This window comes from Xanthomonas sp. MUS 060 (assembly GCF_000963215.1).
Taxonomy (GTDB): domain Bacteria; phylum Pseudomonadota; class Gammaproteobacteria; order Xanthomonadales; family Xanthomonadaceae; genus Xanthomonas_A.
Genome location: NZ_JZIM01000014.1, coordinates 48,703 through 65,253, shown reverse-complemented (window position 1 = coordinate 65,253; position 16,551 = coordinate 48,703). Strand labels below are relative to the sequence as shown.

Here is a 16,551-nt window from a genome sequence, read left to right as displayed (position 1 = left end):
TGGCGGTTGTGTCGTGTGTGCTCGTGACGGTTGCTTCGGTCGCGATGTCTGCAGCGACGCGTGTGGCGACTTGGGCTGGCTCCACACATCAGCCGCGATGCCTGACGGAGGCAGCGCGGCTGTTCCGTTCGCAGCCAGTCGTTTTTTATCAAATCGCGTGATCGCAATGCGACACGCTCATGGCTGCCTGCGGTTCCAGATCGCGGCGCTACACTAGCGTGATGAACGCATCCACCGAGCGTCATCTTCTTCATCAACATTGCCGACGGCTCGACGGGCCGGTGACGGTCGACGTCGTTTCCATTCCCGCCTCGCCGTTGCGGTGCGCCGCCGAGCGTCTGCAATGACCAGCCTGCAGCCGGTTGTCGGCATCGTGGGCAGTGCGGGGGCTTATGGTCGCTGGCTGAGTCGCTTTTTTCGCGAGCGCATGCAGTTGCAGGTCGTGGGCCACGATCCGACCGATCCGCAATCGTGCGACCCGGACACGCTGCTGCAACGCGCGCAGGTGTTGATCTTCTCGGTCCCGATCCGGCACACGCCGGCGCTGATCGGTGAGTACGTGCAACGTGCCGCTGGACGCGAACGCGGACAACTCTGGCTCGACGTGACTTCAGTCAAGCGTGAACCCGTCGCGGCGATGCTCGCCTCGCAGGCGGATGTGGCCGGGTTGCACCCGATGACCGCGCCGCCGAAGTCGCCTACGCTCAAGGGCAGGGTGATGGTGGTGTGCGAAGCGCGTGTGGCGCAGTGGCAGCCCTGGCTGCAACACCTGTACGCCGCGTTGGAAGCCGAATGCGTGCGCACCACCCCCGATCACCACGACCAGGTCATGGCCCTGGTGCAGGCGATGGTCCATGCCAGTCATCTGGCGCAGGCGGGTGTGTTGTGCGAGTACGCGCCGACGCTGGGATCGTTGCAGGCATTGCTGCCGTATCGCTCGGCCTCGTTCGAGCTGGATACGGCGATCATCGCGCGCATTCTGGCGTTGAATCCGGCCATCTACGAGGACATCCAATTCGGCAATCCGCATGTCGGTGCCGTGCTGGACGGGTTGATTGCGCAATTGTCGCGGTTGCGCGCGCAGGTCGCCTGTGGCGACGATGTCGCGCGAGCGCAGTTCCGTGCCGATTTCCTCGACGCCAATCGCCAGGCCCTGGGGGCCGAGGTGATCGCCCAAGGCAATTACAGTTACGAGCGAGTCGGTTATTTGCTTGCCGATCTCACCGAGCAGCTCACGCTCAGCGTCTATCTGCCGCAGGACCGTGCCGGCTCGCTGCGGACCCTGCTGTATGTGTTCGAGCGCCATCGGGTGAATCTGGCATCGATCCATTCTTCGCGTACTCCGGCAGGCGAGTTGCATTTCCGTCTTGGCTTCGATCCGGCCACCGAGGCCGTCGCGTTACAGGCTGCGGCAGCCGAAATCGATGCCAGCGGCATCGGCCGGGTCTTGGCGGATTGATCGGGGTGGACGACTCCATGTTTATCCATCTGCGGGAACGGATGTCGATAGTCCCAAGGCTTGATCCCACAGGGAGGGGTCGTCCACAGATGCTGTGGATGGATCTCGGATAAACCTGTGGACAACCGTTTGAATGCCTTGCCTGGCGGGCCTGTCAAGAGGTATGGTGAAAAATTGACCGGCGTCACACCTGCTTCTGGGTAAGCGGCTGAAGCATAGGCGGTACATGGGCAGGCGCCCCTGGCCTCAATGCGGTGGTCGAACGACGCTCTTTGAGTGGCTGAGCATGGCGGGTCAGCGTTCTCCCGTCGGTCTGGTCGCCGCACACTGCACGGTGCCGTGCTGACAAGGGTGAAGCGACCGGCTGCAATGCGAACCTGGCCGCGCCAGGTGTGTGCTGGATTCAATCGATGAACTGTAGTCGCGCCAGTTCGGCGTATAGCCCGCCCTGTGCGAGCAGCGTGTCGTGGGTGCCCTGGGCGACGATGCGGCCGTGGTCCATCACCACGATACGGTCTGCCTTGAGCACGGTCGCCAGGCGGTGCGCGATCACCAGCGTCGTGCGTCCTGCCATCAGTCGTTCCAGCGCATGTTGCACGGCGTATTCGCTCTGTGCGTCCAGTGCGCTGGTCGCCTCGTCCAGCAGCAGGATCGGGGCGTCTTTGAGCAGTGCGCGGGCGATGGCGATGCGCTGTTGCTGGCCGCCGGACAGGCGCGCGCCGCGCTCCCCTAGCTCGCTGGCATAGCCTTCAGGCAACTGGCGCAGGAAGGCATCGGCTTCCGCCGCGCGTGCGGCGGCCGCGACCTCGGCGTCGCTGGCTTGGAGCCGGCCGTAGCGAATGTTGTCGGCGGCACTGCTTGCAAACAGGGTGGGGTGCTGCGGTACCAGGCTGATGGCTTCGCGCAGATGTGCAGGATCCAGCGCACGCACGTCGATGCCGTCCACCTGCACATTGCCCGATTGCGGATCGTGGAAACGCATCAACAGTGCCAGCACGGTACTCTTGCCGGCACCGGAGGGGCCGACCAGGGCCACGCTCTCGCCGGGGCGGACATGCAGATCGAAGCCATCCAGTGCCGGATGTTCGTCGCGTTGTGGATAGCGAAAGCTGACGTTTTCGAAGCGGACTTCGCCGCGCAGCGGCTGCGGCAGGGTGCGCGGTTGTGCTGGCGCCACCACCTCGGAGCGTTCGTCGAATAACTCGGCGATGCGGCCCATCCCGCCGCTTGCACGCTGCAGTTCGTTCCAGACTTCGGCCAGCGAGGCCACCGAGCCGCCGCCGAACATGGCATACAGCACGAACTGGCCGAGTGTGCCGGCACTGAGTGTGCCGGCGGCGACCTCGTGCGCGCCAGACCACAACACCAGCACGATGGCACCGAACACCAGCAGGATCCCCATGGCGGTGATCAGCGCCTGCGCACGCACCCTGCGTTGCGCCACTGCCACGGTCTGCCTAAGCGCCTGGCCGAACCGCTCCCGCTCGTAAGGTTCGCGCGCATACGCCTGCACCGTGCGTACCGCGCCCAGCGTTTCGGCGGCCAGTGTGTTGGCGTCGGCGATGCGGTCCTGGCTGGCACGCGCGATCTTTTGCAGACGGCGTGCGCCGATCACGATCGGCAACACTGCCAGTGGGATCCCCAGCAGGGTATAGGCTGCAAGATGTGGGCTGGTCACGCACAGCATCGCCATGCTGCCGATCGCGGTGACCATGCTGCGTAATGCGACCGACATCGTGCTACCGATGACGCCGCGTAATAACTCGCTGTCGGCCGATAGGCGCGACACCAGTTCGCCGCTGCGATTGCGGTCGTGAAAGCCAGAATGCAGGCCGATCAGATGCGCGTACAGCCGCTCGCGCAGGTCTGCGATGACTTTCTCGCCGAGCAGCGACACGAAGTAGAAACGTGCTGCGGTGGCGATTGCCAACACCACCGCCACCGCGAACAGCAAGGCGAAGGATTGGTTGATACGGCTGGGGTCGCTGAAGCCGTGGTCGATCATCTGCCGCACCGCCATTGGCAGGCTCAGCGTGGCGCTGGAGGAGATCGCCAGCGCCACCAGCCAGGCCACGAGCAGGCCACGTCGGTGTTGAACGAACGGCCATAGGGCGCGCAGATTGCCGAGCTTGCGTAGCGATTTGGCCCGGTCGGTCGATGGGATGTTCATGCAGTTGGGGGTTCCGAATAACGGACTCGGTCGCCAGTGGCGTCGCGAAGACGAGTTTTCAAGGCTTTCAGACGTTCTTGGGGTAAGCGCAGGTGCAGTTCGGCGCCGTCGGCATTGAAGCGCTCATCGAGTTTTTCCACCGCGTCGCTGTTCAGCGCCGCATGCACTGTGCCTAGATCGCTGAAGTGACAGTGCAGGGTCAGTAGGCTCGACGTCAGCAGTGGTCGTCGCGATGCCTGTCGCAGGCATTGTGCCGCGCAACCACCATAGGCGCGTATCAGGCCACCTGCACCAAGCTTGGTGCCGCCGAACCAGCGCGTCACCACGACCACCACTTGATCCATGCCGTGGCCGTCGATGGCTGCCAGGATTGGACGCCCGGCGGTCCCGGCTGGCTCGCCGTCGTCGCTAGAGCGGTACGTGGTGCCGTGACGGTAGGCCCAGCAATTGTGGGTGGCATCGGCTATCGCGACTTGTTGGACGAACGTCAGTGCCGCGCTGGCGTTAGGAATCGGCGCGGCATGGGCGAGGAAGCGGCTGCGCTTGATCTCTATGCCGTGACGGATGGTGTGGGTGAGCGTATCGGGCATCGCTGGCATTGTAGACGAGCTGAGAACACGGCTTGCCGTCCGCGTTCGCTGCAAGTAGCGACCCAGGTTCAATTCTGTAGGAGTGGTCCAATGTGCTGGCGTTGCAGTTGGTCGTATTTGAGAGCGTGGCGGTGGATGGGCCTGTTTATCCGCATGTTCAGGAACGCATCCAGCCCCGATTGCCGCGATCACGCGTGTTCGAAGGCTCGCCGATGATCGCAAGCCTTCAGGCGTGCGGTATTCGGGCAGACTCGGCCGGTGCCGGTGCCCTTGGAGATGGGGTCAACTCCCCAATTGCGTTCATTACGTAAGGAAGATGCTGTCGTCAATATGGGGTGTGTGGGGTAGTCTGACGTCTAGCAGGCAGGAGGGTCGTCGTCGATGTTGTTCAATCCGTCCGCTATCGCCAGCGAGTCTCAACAGAGCAGCACTAGCGCGCTTGCCTACAGCGCGCAGGTGCTATGCGAACTATTGCCGCCTGGTAGCGCGGTGGCGATTGGCTGCGGCGACGGCGTGGTCGGACGTCTGTGCGGCGCCACCTCGCAGGCGCCGGAATGGTTGCCTGCACTGGTTTGTGAGGCGTTGGCCGATCCGGCGTTGGTGGTGTCGGCAGTACCGGCTTTGCTGCATGTGCGTCATATGGCCGAAGCTGCTTGCGTTGCGGTGGCGGCGCAACTGGCGCAGCCATTATCCGAGTCACAGACCAAGGCTTGGTGCGATATCGCCATCGCGTTCGGTCAGTGCTTGCTTGATAGCGAGCGGATGCGTCTACGCATCCAGAGCCTGGAAAAGTCCAAGCAACTACAGCAAGCGTTGTACGAGATCGCCAACCTTGCGGCTGCCGATCTGGAAATAGGGCAGATGCTGCAGCGCGTGCATGCCGTGCTGGAATCATTGATGCACGCGGAGAATTGCTACATCGTCGAGTACAACGAAGATCAGCAGAGCATGCGCTTTCTGTACTTCTCCGATCGCTACGATGACTTTTCTGCCGATCCGCAGCAGACGTACTTATTGCGCGATATACCGCATAGCCTCATCGGCGCGCTGTTAAGACATGGTCGTGCCGTGCGTGGGCCATCGAAGCAGGTGCGCAAACGCCTGAATGTGGAATATAGCTCCGCGCATGGCCCAGAAAGCAAGCATTGGTTGGGCGTGCCGATGTTGCGCGATGGCAGGGTGTGCGGCGCCATCGTGGTGCAGAATTACGACCATGCGTTGCGCTATACCGATGCCGACCGTGCCTTGCTGACTTATGTGGCGCAGTACGTGCAGACGGCGATGGATCGACGTCATCTCCAGGTGCAACTCGAGCAAAGTATGCAGTTACGCACCGAGCAATTGCAGCGCGCCAATCGCGACCTTCAGGACGAGATTCAGGAGCGCGAGCGTTCGGAAGCCCTGCAACTAGCGTTATTTAGCATCACCGAGTTGGCGATTCGCTCGGAAAGTTTGCAGAAGTTCTATGCCGAGGTGCACGCCATCATCGGCGCGTTGATCGAAGCGCGTAACCTGTATATCGCCTTGTTGTCCGACGACGCGACGATGCTGGATTTCGTCTATTCGGTGGACGAATACACCCAGCACCGGCCGCAGCGACGTTTCGGTCGTGGCATGACCGAATATGTCATGCGTATTCACCGACCACAATTGCTGGAACGCGAGGCGATCGACGCGCTCATCGAGCAGGGAGAGGTTCAGACGTATGGCCAGCGCTCGCAAAGTTGGCTGAGCGTGCCCTTGTTCGATGAGGGCAAGGTGATTGGCGTGATCACCGTGCAGAGCTACACCAAGCATGTGCGCTTCACCGAAGACGATCAGCGATTACTGACCTTCGTCGCACACAATGTCGTCAACGGTCTAGCGCGGCAGCACGCGCAGCAGCGCATACGCCTGGCGCATGCCGAACTGGAACATCGGGTGGACGAACGCACCCGCGAACTGGCCGAGGTCAATGAGCAGTTGCTGGCCCAGATTGCGGAGCGCGGGCTCGCCGAGCAACGCTTGACCCACCAGGCGCTGCACGATGCGCTGACCGGCTTGCCAAATCGTTTGCAACTGCTCGACCGGCTCGGCAAGGCGATTGAGCACGCACGCGGTGGCCAGTGCAAGACTTTCGCCGTCTTGTTCCTTGATCTGGATCGGTTCAAATTGGTTAACGACAGCATCGGCCATGCCGCTGGCGACGAGATGCTGATACAGGTCGCTAAGCGGATCGTGTCCACGATTCGCTGCAACGATCTAGTCGCGCGTCTGGGTGGCGACGAGTTCGCGATCCTCATGCCGTGCGACATTGGGGTGGACGGTGCCTGTGAATTGGCGCGGCGGCTGCTGCATGTGCTTGGTCAGCCGATGTGGATCGCTGGTCGCGAACTGTTACCCTCCGGCAGCCTTGGGATTGCGTTCTGGCATCCGCGCTACAGCCATGGCGATGAGTTGCTACGCGATGCGGATGTGGCGATGTACCGGGCCAAGGCCCAAACCCATGACCGTTGCGCGGTATTCGACGAGACCATGCACGAGGCCGCGTTGCGTAGCCGGGATCTTGAAGCGGACCTGCGCCAGGCGATCAACAACGGAGATTTCGAGCCGTTCTATCAGCCGATCGTGCGCTTGGACGACGGTCAGGTGATCGGCCACGAAGCGTTGCTGCGTTGGCACCACGACAGACGTGGCATGCTGTTGCCGAGCCAGTTCGTCGACCTTGGTGAGGAAAGCGGACTGATCGAGCAGGTCGATTGGTTACTGTATGAACAGGTGATCCGGCGTCTCGTGCAGGAACAGGATGGCTATGTCTCGGTGAATGTGTCCCCGCGACATTTTCGCTCTGCGGATTTTACCGAACGTCTGTTCGGCCTTATCGAGACACATGGCGTTGATCCGTGCCGGTTGCGGGTGGAGATCACCGAGGTTGCACTGCTCGACGATACGACGCGTACTTACGACATTCTGCAATCCTTGCGCGAGCGCGGTGTGCTGGCGCAACTGGATGATTTTGGTACCGGCTTTTCGGCGTTGTCTTGCCTTCACCGCTTCCCGATTTCTGTGCTCAAGATCGACCAGAGTTTCGTCGCTGCACTGCATGACGAAGCGGGCGTCGGCAGCCATACAATGGTGCGTGGCATTCTGGCCCTGGCCGACACACTGGGCATCGAGACGGTTGGTGAAGGCATCGAGACCGAGCAGCAACTGGCGACGTTGCGTGAGCTAGGTTGCACATACGGGCAGGGATATTTGCTTGGGCGGCCGATACCCGCACCGATGGTATGAGCGCGATCGCTGTGGTGCTGTAGCGCAACCCTCTTCCGCCTTATTCGAGTATCTCGCTGGCGGTGTGGTGCGGTGTTTTATCGCGATGTTATGGCCGTGCCTGACGGTTGTGGTGTCGATTCATCGTGATGTCCGCACCGGGTTGTAGTGCCGCATCCATCCCAGCATGGCGTCGATGTCGCTGCCGTACCAAAGGTCCGCGCGCTGCTCCGGGTGCAGGAAGCCTTCTTCGACCATATGATCGATCATCCCGATCAGCGGTGCGTAGAAGTTTTCCACATCGAGAAAGGCGCACGGCTTATGGCCGATGCGTAGCTGACGCCAGGTGAGCATCTCGAAGATTTCTTCCATTGTGCCGAAGCCGCCAGGCAGGGCCACGAAACCGTCGGATAGCTCGAACATGCGGGACTTGCGTTCGTGCATCGAGCCGACGATCTCCAGTGCGCTGAGGCCATGGTGCGCCACTTCCCAGTCGGCCAGTTGCTGGGGGATGACGCCGGTGACCGCGCCACCTGCCGCCAGTGCCGCGTTGGCGATGGTGCCCATCAGCCCGACATTGCCGCCGCCGTAGATCAGGCGCAGGCCCTGCTGGGCAATACGTGTGCCTAGTGCGGTGGCGTGTTCGACATAGGCGGGTTTATTGCCGGAATTGGCGCCGCAGTAGACGCAGATGCTTTTCATGGGATTGGACGTTTTAGAGGTGGGATGATTTTTTTCGGAATTCGGAATTCGGAAAGCAGAACGCCGGGCGAGGCCCGGCGTTCTTCAGTGGAGCGGGTTCCGCATGGGTTCCGAGTCCCCGGTCCCGCGTCCGGGCTTCAGTTCGCCTTATGGATCGCCCGCTTGCTCACCGCCATCGCCGCATCGTGGATTGCTTCGGATAGGGTGGGGTGGGCATGGCAAATGCGTGCCAGATCGTCCGCCGAGCCGTTGAACTCCATGGTCAGCACGCCTTCGTGGACCAGTTCGGAGACGCCAACGCCAACCAGGTGCAAGCCCAGGACACGGTCCGTCTCGGCATGCGCGATGACCTTGACGAAACCCGCCGGCTCCCCCATCGCGACCGCGCGGCCGATTGCCGCGAACGGGAAGCTGCCGGCTTTGTACGGCACGCCCTCGGCCTGCAACTCTTGCTCGTTCTTGCCAACCCAGGCGATTTCCGGCTCGGTGTAGATCACCCACGGGATGGTGTCGAAGTTGACGTGGCCAGGCAGGCCGGCAATCAGTTCGGCGACCGCGATGCCTTCCTCGAAGCCCTTATGCGCCAGCATCGGCCCGCGCACGCAATCGCCGATTGCCCACACGCCGTCCACCCCGGTATGGCAGTGCGCATCCACTTCGATCTGGCCGCGCGCGTTGAGCTTGACCCCAGTCCCTTCCGCAATCAGGCCGTTGGTGGCCGCGCGGCGGCCGACGGCCACCAGCAGCTTGTCCACGGTCAGGGTCTGCTCTCCCGCAGCATCGGTGTAGGTGACCACGACTTCCTTTTTCTTACCCTTGCCGACGACTTCGGTCTTGGAGACCTTGGCTCCCAGTTTGATGTCCAGGCCCTGTTTCTTGAATTCTTTGGCGGCAGTTTTTGCCACTTCGGCATCGACAGCGGCCAGGAACGCAGGCATCGCTTCGAGGATGGTGACTTCGGCGCCTAGACGCTTCCACACACTTCCAAGTTCCAGGCCGATCACGCCGGCACCGATCACCGCCATGCGCTTGGGGACTTCGGTGAAGTCCAGCGCGCCGACGTTGTCGACGATGCTTTCGCCATCGAATTTGGCGAACGGCAGTTCGATCGAATCCGACCCGGCGGCCAAGATCACGTTGGTGCCCTTGAGCGCGATTTCTTCGCCTTCGTGTTGCTTGACCTTGACGATGTTGCCCGGTTGCAACTGCGCGAAGCCGTAGAACGGGGTGATCTTGTTCGCCTTGAACAACATGGCGATGCCGCCAGTGAACTGTTTGACGATCTTATCCTTGCGCCCGACCATCGCTTCGACGTCGATTTTGGCGTCCTTGAAGCTGATGCCGTGCTCGCCGAACAGATGTCCCATGTTCCAGAACTGGCGCGATGAATCCAGCAGCGCCTTGGACGGGATGCAGCCCACCCGCAAGCAGGTGCCCCCCAGGGCCGGCTTGCCGTCCTTGCCCAGCGCCGCGTCGATGCAGGCGGTTTTCAGGCCCAACTGCGCGGCACGGATGGCTGCGTGATAACCGGCAGGACCGGCACCGATGACGACGACGTCGAAATGTTGTTCAGACATGTTGCGCGAGTCCTGTGTTGTACGCGAGTCGGGAGTCGGAGGCGGCAACACGCCGACGCACTGCCGGCATGTTGCCTCTCTTCGCGTGTTTGGCTAGCCGAGTTCCGCGTCCCGAGTCTCCCGCGTCCCAGCCACTGGAGGTTACAGGCCGAACAGCATCCGGCCCGGGTTTTCCAGTTGATTCTTGATGTCCACCAGGAACTGCACCGAATCCTTGCCGTCGATGATGCGGTGGTCGTAGGACAGCGCCAGATACATCATCGGCGCGATCACGACCTGGCCGTTCTCGGCGATCGGACGTTCCTTGATCGCATGCATGCCCAGGATCGCGCTCTGTGGCGGGTTGATGATCGGGGTCGACAGCAGCGAGCCGAAGGTGCCGCCATTGGTCACGGTGAAGGTGCCGCCCTGCAGTTCTTCCAGGCTCAGCTTGCCGTCGCGCGCTTTCTTGGCGTAGTCGGCGATGCCTTGTTCGATGTCGGCAAAGGACAGGCGCTCGACATTGCGCAGCACCGGCGTCACCAGACCCTTGTCGGTGGACACGGCGATGGAGATGTCGCTGTAACCGTGGTAGATGATGTCCTCGCCATCGATCGAGGCGTTGACCAGCGGGAAGCGCTGCAGCGCGTTGGCCGCGGCCTTGACGAAGAAGCTCATGAAGCCGAGCTTGATGCCGTGGACCTTCTGGAACTCGTCCTGCAGTTCCTTGCGCGCGGCCGAGACCTTGGCCAGGTTGACCTCGTTGAAGGTGGTCAGCATCGCGGTCGAATTCTTCGACTGCATCAGGCGTTCGGCGATGCGCTTGCGCACGCGGGTCATCGGTACGCGTTCTTCCGGACGCGCGCCGGATGCTTTGCCGGCACCGCCGTTCTTGGCGTAATTGAGAATATCTTCCTTGGTCACTGCACCGCGGCGGCCGGTACCTTCGACCTGTGCCGGGTCCACGCCCTGGGTGATCGCGCTGAAGCGCGCGCCCGGCGGCAGGCTGGACACGTCGCCGGAGGCTTTCGGCGTTTCCACCTTGGCCGCCTTGGGCGGCTCCGCGGCGGCGGCCTTGGGCGCACTCGGTGTCGGTGTGGCGGTGTCCTTGGCTGCGGCCGGGGCCGCAGCGGCGCTTGCGCCTTCCTCGATGATCGCCAAGACCTGCGAACTGGTCACGCTGGCGCCGGTCTCGAACTTGATCTCCTTCAACACGCCATCGACGGGCGAGGGGACTTCCAGCACGACCTTGTCGGTTTCCAGGTCCACCAGGTTCTCGTCGCGCTTGACCGCGTCGCCGGCTTTCTTGTGCCAGCTGGCGATGGTGGCATCGGATACGGATTCGGGCAGTACCGGAACTTTGACTTCGGTGGCCATTGCAGGAGCGTCCTAGTGGTGTCTTTTTGAAATGTGAGAGGAGGTTTATTCAGCGACTTGGTCGTTGAACGGATTCAATAGCGCATCGGCGACCAGCTTCAGCTGCTCCTCCTGGTGCTCGGCAAAATGGCCGGCAGCGGGAGAGGGCGAACGCGGCCGACCGGTGTAGTGCAGGCTTTGCCCGTCGGCCAGACAGGCTTGCAGATGATGCTTGATCTGATACCAGGCGCCTTGGTTCTGCGGTTCTTCCTGGCACCAGACCAGGTCGGTGGCATTGCCGTAACGCTTCAACTCGGCCGCCAGCAGTGCGCGCGGGAACGGATACAACTGCTCCACGCGCAGGATGGCGACATCCTCTTGGCCGCGCTTGAGTTGATCTTCGAGCAGGTCGTAGTACACCTTGCCCGAGCAAGCGATGACTCGCTTGACCTTCTTCGGCTCGGCCTTGGCGTCGGGAATCAAATGCTGGAACTCGCCGTCGGCCAGTTCCTTCAGACTCGAGACCGCCAGCTTGTGGCGCAGCAGCGACTTGGGCGTCATCACCACCAGCGGCTTGCGCGTGGACATGCGCATCTGCCGGCGGATCATGTGGAATGCCTGCGCCGGAGTGGTGGGCACGCAGACCAGCATGTTCTCCAGGGCACACAGTTGCAGGAAGCGCTCCAGGCGCGCGGAGCTGTGCTCTGGACCCTGGCCTTCGTATCCGTGCGGCAGGAACAGCGACAGGCCAGCGATACGTCCCCACTTGGCTTCGCCGGCGGCGATGAACTGGTCGATCACCACCTGCGCGCCGTTGGCGAAGTCGCCGAACTGCGCTTCCCAGATGCACAAGGTATTCGGGTCGGTCGTGGAGTAACCGTACTCGAAGCCCATCACCGCTTCCTCGCTGAGCAGCGAGTCGATCACGGTGGCGTCTTCCGGGTTCTCCACCAACTGACGCAGCGGCAGGTAGTAGCTGTCGTTCTTCTGGTCGTGCAGGATCGCGTGACGGTGGAAGAACGTGCCACGGCCGGCGTCCTGGCCGACCAGGCGTAGCTTATGGCCTTCTCCGAGCAGGGTGGCGTAGGCCAGATTTTCGGCGAAGCCCCAGTCGCCCGGCAGCTCGCCGTTGGCCATCTTCACCCGGTCCTCGTAGATCTTGGCGACGCGCGGATGCAGTTCCACACTGTCGGGGATGGTGGTGATGATCTTGGCCAACTGGTCCAACGTCTTGCGCTTGACCGTGGTGTTCACCTTGTCCGATAGCTTGCCGGACAGGTACTTGGACCAATCGATGGCGAATTCGTCCTGTTTGCGAGTCGCCAGTTCGGTGGTGTACTCGCCCGAGTCGAGCTTGTTGCGGTACGCATCGACCAGCGCCTGTGCTTCACCGGCCTGGAGGACGCCTTCGCTTTCCAACTGCGCGGCGTACAGTTCGCGGGTGGTCTTGTGCTTGCGGATGGTCTGGTACATCACCGGCTGGGTCGCCGCCGGTTCGTCGGCCTCGTTGTGGCCCCAACGGCGGTAGCAGACCAGGTCGATGACCACGTCCTTTTTGAACTTTTGCCGGAAGTCGTAAGCGATATCGGCCACGAACGCCACCGCGTCCGGATCGTCGCCATTCACATGGAACACTGGCGCGCCGATCATCTTCGCCACGTCGGTGCAGTACAGCGTGGAGCGTGCATCGTCGCGGGCGCTGGTGGTGAAACCGATCTGGTTGTTGATCACGATGTGGACGGTGCCGCCGACCGCGAAGCCGCGCGCCTGCGACATCTGGAACAGTTCCATGACCACGCCTTGACCCGCGAACGCGGCATCGCCGTGGATGATCACCGGCAGCACCGATTTGCGCGTGGCATCGCCGTAGCGCTCCTGGCGTGAACGCACGCTGCCGGCCACCACCGGGTCGACGATTTCCAGGTGCGAGGGGTTGAAGGCCAGCGCCAGATGCACCGACTTGCCGTCACCCACCGCCACATCGGCGGAGAAGCCCATGTGATACTTCACGTCACCGGTATGGGCACGGTCGTCGTGAGCGTGTTCGAACTTGCCTTCGAACTCGTCGAACAGTTTGCGCGGGTTCTTGCCCAGTGTATTGACCAGCACGTTCAGGCGGCCGCGGTGGGCCATGCCGATCACGATGTCCTTGACCGCGTCGCCGCCGCCGCGTTGCACCAGCACGTCCATCAGCGGGATCAGCGCGTCGCCGCCTTCCAGCGAGAAGCGCTTCTGGCCCACGTACTTGGTATGCAGGTAGCGCTCCAGGCCCTCGGCGGCGGTGATCCGCTCCAGGATCCGGCGACGACTGGCGACGTCGGCGGCGATCTGGCCACCGACGTTCTCCAGGCGTTGGTAGATCCACTGGCGCTGTTCGAACTCGGAGATGTGCATGAATTCGCTGCCGATCGACCCGGTGTAGGTCGCCTTCAGCCGTGCCAGCAGATCGCGCAGTTTCATCCGCGGCTGTCCGCCCAGGCCGCCGGTGCTGAACTCGCTGCCCAGGTCGCTTTCCGACAGGCTGTGGAACGGCAAGCCCAGGTCTGGCGGATTGATCGGTGGGGTCAGGCCCAGGGGGTCCAGACGCGCGCCGAGGTGGCCGCGCGAGCGGTAGGCGGTGATCAGGCGGCCGACGTGGCGCTCGCGCTCGTCCCCGCTCTGGCTGGTGCCGCTGTTGACGGCCTGGCGCGCGGCGCTGGCGATGTGGGCGATGACCGCAGAATGGGGAACGTCACCGGCATCGCGGCCTTGGAAGCCGTCGAAGTAGGTTTTCCACTTGGGGTCGATGCTGTCGGGAGAGACCAGGTATTGCTCATACAGGTCTTCGATATAGGCGGCATTGCCGGCGGCGAGTTGCGATGACTGCGCAAACTGCTTGAGTAGATTGTCCACGATGGTGGGGTCAGCTCGTTTTTGATGGGTGCTTAGTAGGAGCCGCGGACACGAGGCCGCGCGCGGGTGTAATCAAACGTAAAAATTATACTCTCATGAACCACCCAGGGTGTGCATTGGCTGGCCGTCGGTCGGATGCTGGTTCATGCTTGGCTCCTTTCCGGTGTCGGTGCGCGGGTCTTACCAGCCCAACGCACGCAGTTCGGTGCAGACCCGTGCACGCTCCCAGACCGGTGCGAACGCGCTGCGCAGCTGACGTGCGCGACCATCGCCGATCAGGTCGGCCTCCCCCTCGTAGCGGTGGCCGAGCGGACGAAAGTAATAGCCGCCGGCCTCGTTGACGAGGTAGGCGGTGGCGTCGTTGCGGTCCACCGGATCGGTCACCGCGCGGAACTGGAACACGCTCGGGAGTCGCTGCGCCATCGCCAGCAGTGGCGCGCTGGCGCGTTGCGCGGTGGCTGCATCGTGCAGGAGCACGCAGACCTGCTTGGCATGCGGCGCGACGGCGAAACGGCGCAGTTGCGCCAGGACTTGCGGGATGTCCAGCAGGCCAGGGTCCAGTGCACGGCTGTGGATCAGCACCTGTCGCCGGGCCTGGGCGAGGATCCCGGTGCAGGCCGCGATGGCCCCAGCCACGTCTTCCACCGCGCTGGCGCCGAGCTGCCAGCGTAGCCGCTGGTCGCCGTTGTGGTCGTGATCGGCCAACGGCTGTGGCAGAAAGCCATGGCGTGCATAGAAGGCCAGGGCCGTCGGCGGCGTCAGCAGCTCCAGTTGTGTCCATTGCCGGCGTTGCGCTTCTTGCAGCAGAGCTTGTAGGAGCGCGCTACCGACGCCGCGGCCACGCCAGGACGGCAGTACCGCCATCGCGCCGACGCGTCGATCGGCACCAAGCCGCGCGCTGCCAATTGGCTGTCCGTCGTCGTTGCGCGCCAGCAGGTGGTAGCCCAACGCATCGACGGCGGCATCCGTCGGGTCCTCGATACATCCGGCCTGGGCGCGCAGCGCGCGCAGTTCTGCGCCCTGCCGGGCGGGGTCCAGGACATCCAGACGGAAAGAGGGCGTGGGCATCGGGGGTCAGTGCTCGCTGTCGTCCTCGTCCTGGGTATCCAATGTCTGGTAGAAACCGTTTTCGATCAGTTGCAGCAGGGTTTTCCGACCGGTTACCGACAGCGCTGCGTAATCGGTTGAGTCGAAGTGTTCGGCTGCCGCCAGACGCTTGGCGTCCTGGATCGGCAGCGCGAATTCCATTCCGTTGCAGAATAGGACGGCGCCACGGCTGGCCCGGCGCCAAGCCAGCCTCGCCCATGGATGCCGCTGCAGGATCGTGCCCTGCGCGAGTGCCGCGGCAGTCTCCTCGGCCGATGGCTGATTGTGCGTTGGCAGGATCTCGCCGCCCGCACGGTAGGTGGTGATGAAGCGGCCGAACCAGGCGCCGAGGCGGTCCGGATCGTTCATCCGCAGTGCGTTCAATGCCTCGACCACTCGGCCCATCGCCGCCGCGTCGATCTCGTAGGGATCGGTCGGTGCCTTCAGGTCCTCGTCGTGGTAGCGCAGTGCTTCGTCGGCATCGTCGATCAGCGTGTCGAGATAATCAGCGATCAGTTCGGCCGAGGAGGGCGCGCGCATGCCCACCGAGAACGTCAGGCAGGCGTCCTCGGCGACGCCATGGTGCGGCACCATCGGCGGCAGGTAGAGCATGTCGCCTGGTTCCAGCACCCAGTCGTGGGTCGGGGTGAATTGGCGCAGCAGCTTCAGTTCCACATCGTCGCGAAACTCGGTGGGCGGCGGTGCGCGCCCCATCGCGGCGCTGGCGTCGATCTGCCAGCGGCGCCGGCCATGCGCCTGCAGCAGGAAGACGTCGTAGTGGTCCACATGGGCACCGACCGAACCGCCGCGCGCGGCGAAGCTGACCATCACGTCGTCCACGCGCCAGCGCGGCAGGAAACTGAACTGCGCAAGCAGGGCGCGGATATCCGGGTCCCATTTGTCCACATCCTGTACCAGCAAGGTCCAGTCGTGATCGGGCATGCCGGGGAATTCGTGTTCCTGGAACGGTCCGTTGCGCACGCTCCAGCGGTCGCTCGCGCGCTCGTGCACCACCAAGCGCGATAGCGCGGCTTCCTCGCAGGCCAGCCCGGCCAGATCCTCCGGCTCGATCGGTGAGACGAAGTCGGGGAAGGCATTGCGGATCAACAGCGGACGTTTTTGCCAGTAGTCGCGCAGGAAAGTCGCGGCGGACATGCCCAGCGGATGTTGCCGGGTGGCATGGCGTTCGATCGGGAGCGAGGCGGTTTTTTTCATGATGGCATTCGGCAGGGGAAAGGCGGCGAGGGAGCCGACGATGACGCATTGTCGCCCAATCGACGCACGCCGCGTCGCGCATGCTCAAGCAGGTGCAGCGAATCTGCTGGAGCTTGAGCGATGGGATGCGAAACATGGCCGATGCGGCGCATCGCGGGGCGCAGCGTCGCGATTTCGGCCTAGTCGATGTCGTGGTCGTATGCCGGCAATGCGCGCCCGTGCATGGAGCCGATGGTCTTATCGAGACAGCGTCATGTCAGTGAATCGGGGCCATCG

General features: G+C 63.1%; 11 protein-coding genes. 3 read left to right on the top strand and 8 right to left on the bottom strand.

The window, feature by feature from the left end; translation table 11 throughout:
* Positions 1-221 precede the first annotated feature (221 nt).
* Positions 222-347 carry a hypothetical protein gene (locus tag XANALMUS060_RS22685; protein ID WP_255352374.1) on the top strand — a complete coding sequence of 42 codons (126 nt, stop codon included), beginning with the start codon at positions 222-224 and terminating at the stop codon, positions 345-347.
* Positions 344-1,459 carry a prephenate dehydrogenase gene (locus tag XANALMUS060_RS12685; RefSeq protein WP_045738737.1) on the top strand — a complete coding sequence of 372 codons (1,116 nt, stop codon included), beginning with the start codon at positions 344-346 and terminating at the stop codon, positions 1,457-1,459. The genes XANALMUS060_RS22685 and XANALMUS060_RS12685 overlap by 4 nt, the downstream gene beginning before the upstream one ends.
* Before the next feature lie 403 nt (positions 1,460-1,862).
* Here the strand turns inward: XANALMUS060_RS12685 and XANALMUS060_RS12680 are convergent, their stop codons facing one another.
* Both XANALMUS060_RS12680 and XANALMUS060_RS12675 read right to left on the bottom strand, forming a co-directional pair.
* The gene (locus XANALMUS060_RS12680) at positions 1,863-3,629 is read right to left on the bottom strand and encodes an ABC transporter transmembrane domain-containing protein (RefSeq protein WP_045738736.1); all 1,767 of its coding nucleotides are present in this window, start codon (positions 3,627-3,629) and stop codon (positions 1,863-1,865) included.
* Positions 3,626-4,219, bottom strand: coding sequence for a YigZ family protein (locus tag XANALMUS060_RS12675; protein WP_045738735.1), 594 nt, complete (start codon positions 4,217-4,219; stop codon positions 3,626-3,628). The genes XANALMUS060_RS12680 and XANALMUS060_RS12675 overlap by 4 nt, the downstream gene beginning before the upstream one ends.
* A gap of 381 nt (positions 4,220-4,600) precedes the next feature.
* Between XANALMUS060_RS12675 and XANALMUS060_RS12670 the strand changes: the two genes are divergently transcribed.
* Positions 4,601-7,489, top strand: coding sequence for a GGDEF and EAL domain-containing protein (locus tag XANALMUS060_RS12670; protein WP_045738734.1), 2,889 nt, complete (start codon positions 4,601-4,603; stop codon positions 7,487-7,489).
* Between the two features lie 120 nt (positions 7,490-7,609).
* On the opposite strand, the gene XANALMUS060_RS12665 is transcribed toward XANALMUS060_RS12670, so the two are convergent.
* From XANALMUS060_RS12665 to XANALMUS060_RS12640, 6 genes are all read right to left on the bottom strand, one after another.
* The gene (locus XANALMUS060_RS12665) at positions 7,610-8,170 is read right to left on the bottom strand and encodes a TIGR00730 family Rossman fold protein (RefSeq protein ID WP_045738733.1); all 561 of its coding nucleotides are present in this window, start codon (positions 8,168-8,170) and stop codon (positions 7,610-7,612) included.
* 137 nt (positions 8,171-8,307) lie between these two features.
* The gene (gene lpdA / locus XANALMUS060_RS12660; protein WP_045738760.1) at positions 8,308-9,747 is read right to left on the bottom strand and encodes a dihydrolipoyl dehydrogenase; all 1,440 of its coding nucleotides are present in this window, start codon (positions 9,745-9,747) and stop codon (positions 8,308-8,310) included.
* Positions 9,748-9,888: 141 nt separating this feature from the next.
* A complete protein-coding gene (gene sucB / locus XANALMUS060_RS12655) occupies positions 9,889-11,103 on the bottom strand; it encodes a dihydrolipoyllysine-residue succinyltransferase (RefSeq protein ID WP_045738732.1) in 1,215 nt (404 codons plus the stop codon).
* A gap of 45 nt (positions 11,104-11,148) precedes the next feature.
* Positions 11,149-13,974: a 2-oxoglutarate dehydrogenase E1 component gene (locus XANALMUS060_RS12650; RefSeq protein ID WP_045738731.1), complete on the bottom strand. Its 2,826-nt coding sequence runs from the start codon at positions 13,972-13,974 to the stop codon at positions 11,149-11,151.
* Positions 13,975-14,154: 180 nt separating this feature from the next.
* On the bottom strand, positions 14,155-15,042 hold the full coding sequence (locus XANALMUS060_RS12645) for a GNAT family N-acetyltransferase (protein ID WP_045738730.1): 888 nt from the start codon (positions 15,040-15,042) through the stop codon (positions 14,155-14,157).
* A 6-nt stretch (positions 15,043-15,048) separates the two neighbouring features.
* The gene (locus tag XANALMUS060_RS12640; RefSeq protein ID WP_045738729.1) at positions 15,049-16,275 is read right to left on the bottom strand and encodes a cupin domain-containing protein; all 1,227 of its coding nucleotides are present in this window, start codon (positions 16,273-16,275) and stop codon (positions 15,049-15,051) included.
* Positions 16,276-16,551: the final 276 nt, after the last annotated feature.

What these genes read in the sequence shown, in the direction of transcription:
- XANALMUS060_RS12680 (WP_045738736.1), bottom strand. Translation starts at nt 3,629, where the DNA reads ATGAACATCCCATCGACCGACCGGGCCAAATCGCTACGCAAGCTCGGC.
- XANALMUS060_RS12670 (WP_045738734.1), top strand. Translation starts at nt 4,601, where the DNA reads ATGTTGTTCAATCCGTCCGCTATCGCCAGCGAGTCTCAACAGAGCAGC.
- XANALMUS060_RS12645 (WP_045738730.1), bottom strand. Translation starts at nt 15,042, where the DNA reads ATGCCCACGCCCTCTTTCCGTCTGGATGTCCTGGACCCCGCCCGGCAG.
- sucB (WP_045738732.1), bottom strand. Translation starts at nt 11,103, where the DNA reads ATGGCCACCGAAGTCAAAGTTCCGGTACTGCCCGAATCCGTATCCGAT.
- XANALMUS060_RS22685 (WP_255352374.1), top strand. Translation starts at nt 222, where the DNA reads ATGAACGCATCCACCGAGCGTCATCTTCTTCATCAACATTGCCGACGG.
- XANALMUS060_RS12675 (WP_045738735.1), bottom strand. Translation starts at nt 4,219, where the DNA reads ATGCCCGATACGCTCACCCACACCATCCGTCACGGCATAGAGATCAAG.
- lpdA (WP_045738760.1), bottom strand. Translation starts at nt 9,747, where the DNA reads ATGTCTGAACAACATTTCGACGTCGTCGTCATCGGTGCCGGTCCTGCC.
- XANALMUS060_RS12665 (WP_045738733.1), bottom strand. Translation starts at nt 8,170, where the DNA reads ATGAAAAGCATCTGCGTCTACTGCGGCGCCAATTCCGGCAATAAACCC.
- XANALMUS060_RS12640 (WP_045738729.1), bottom strand. Translation starts at nt 16,275, where the DNA reads ATGAAAAAAACCGCCTCGCTCCCGATCGAACGCCATGCCACCCGGCAA.
- XANALMUS060_RS12685 (WP_045738737.1), top strand. Translation starts at nt 344, where the DNA reads ATGACCAGCCTGCAGCCGGTTGTCGGCATCGTGGGCAGTGCGGGGGCT.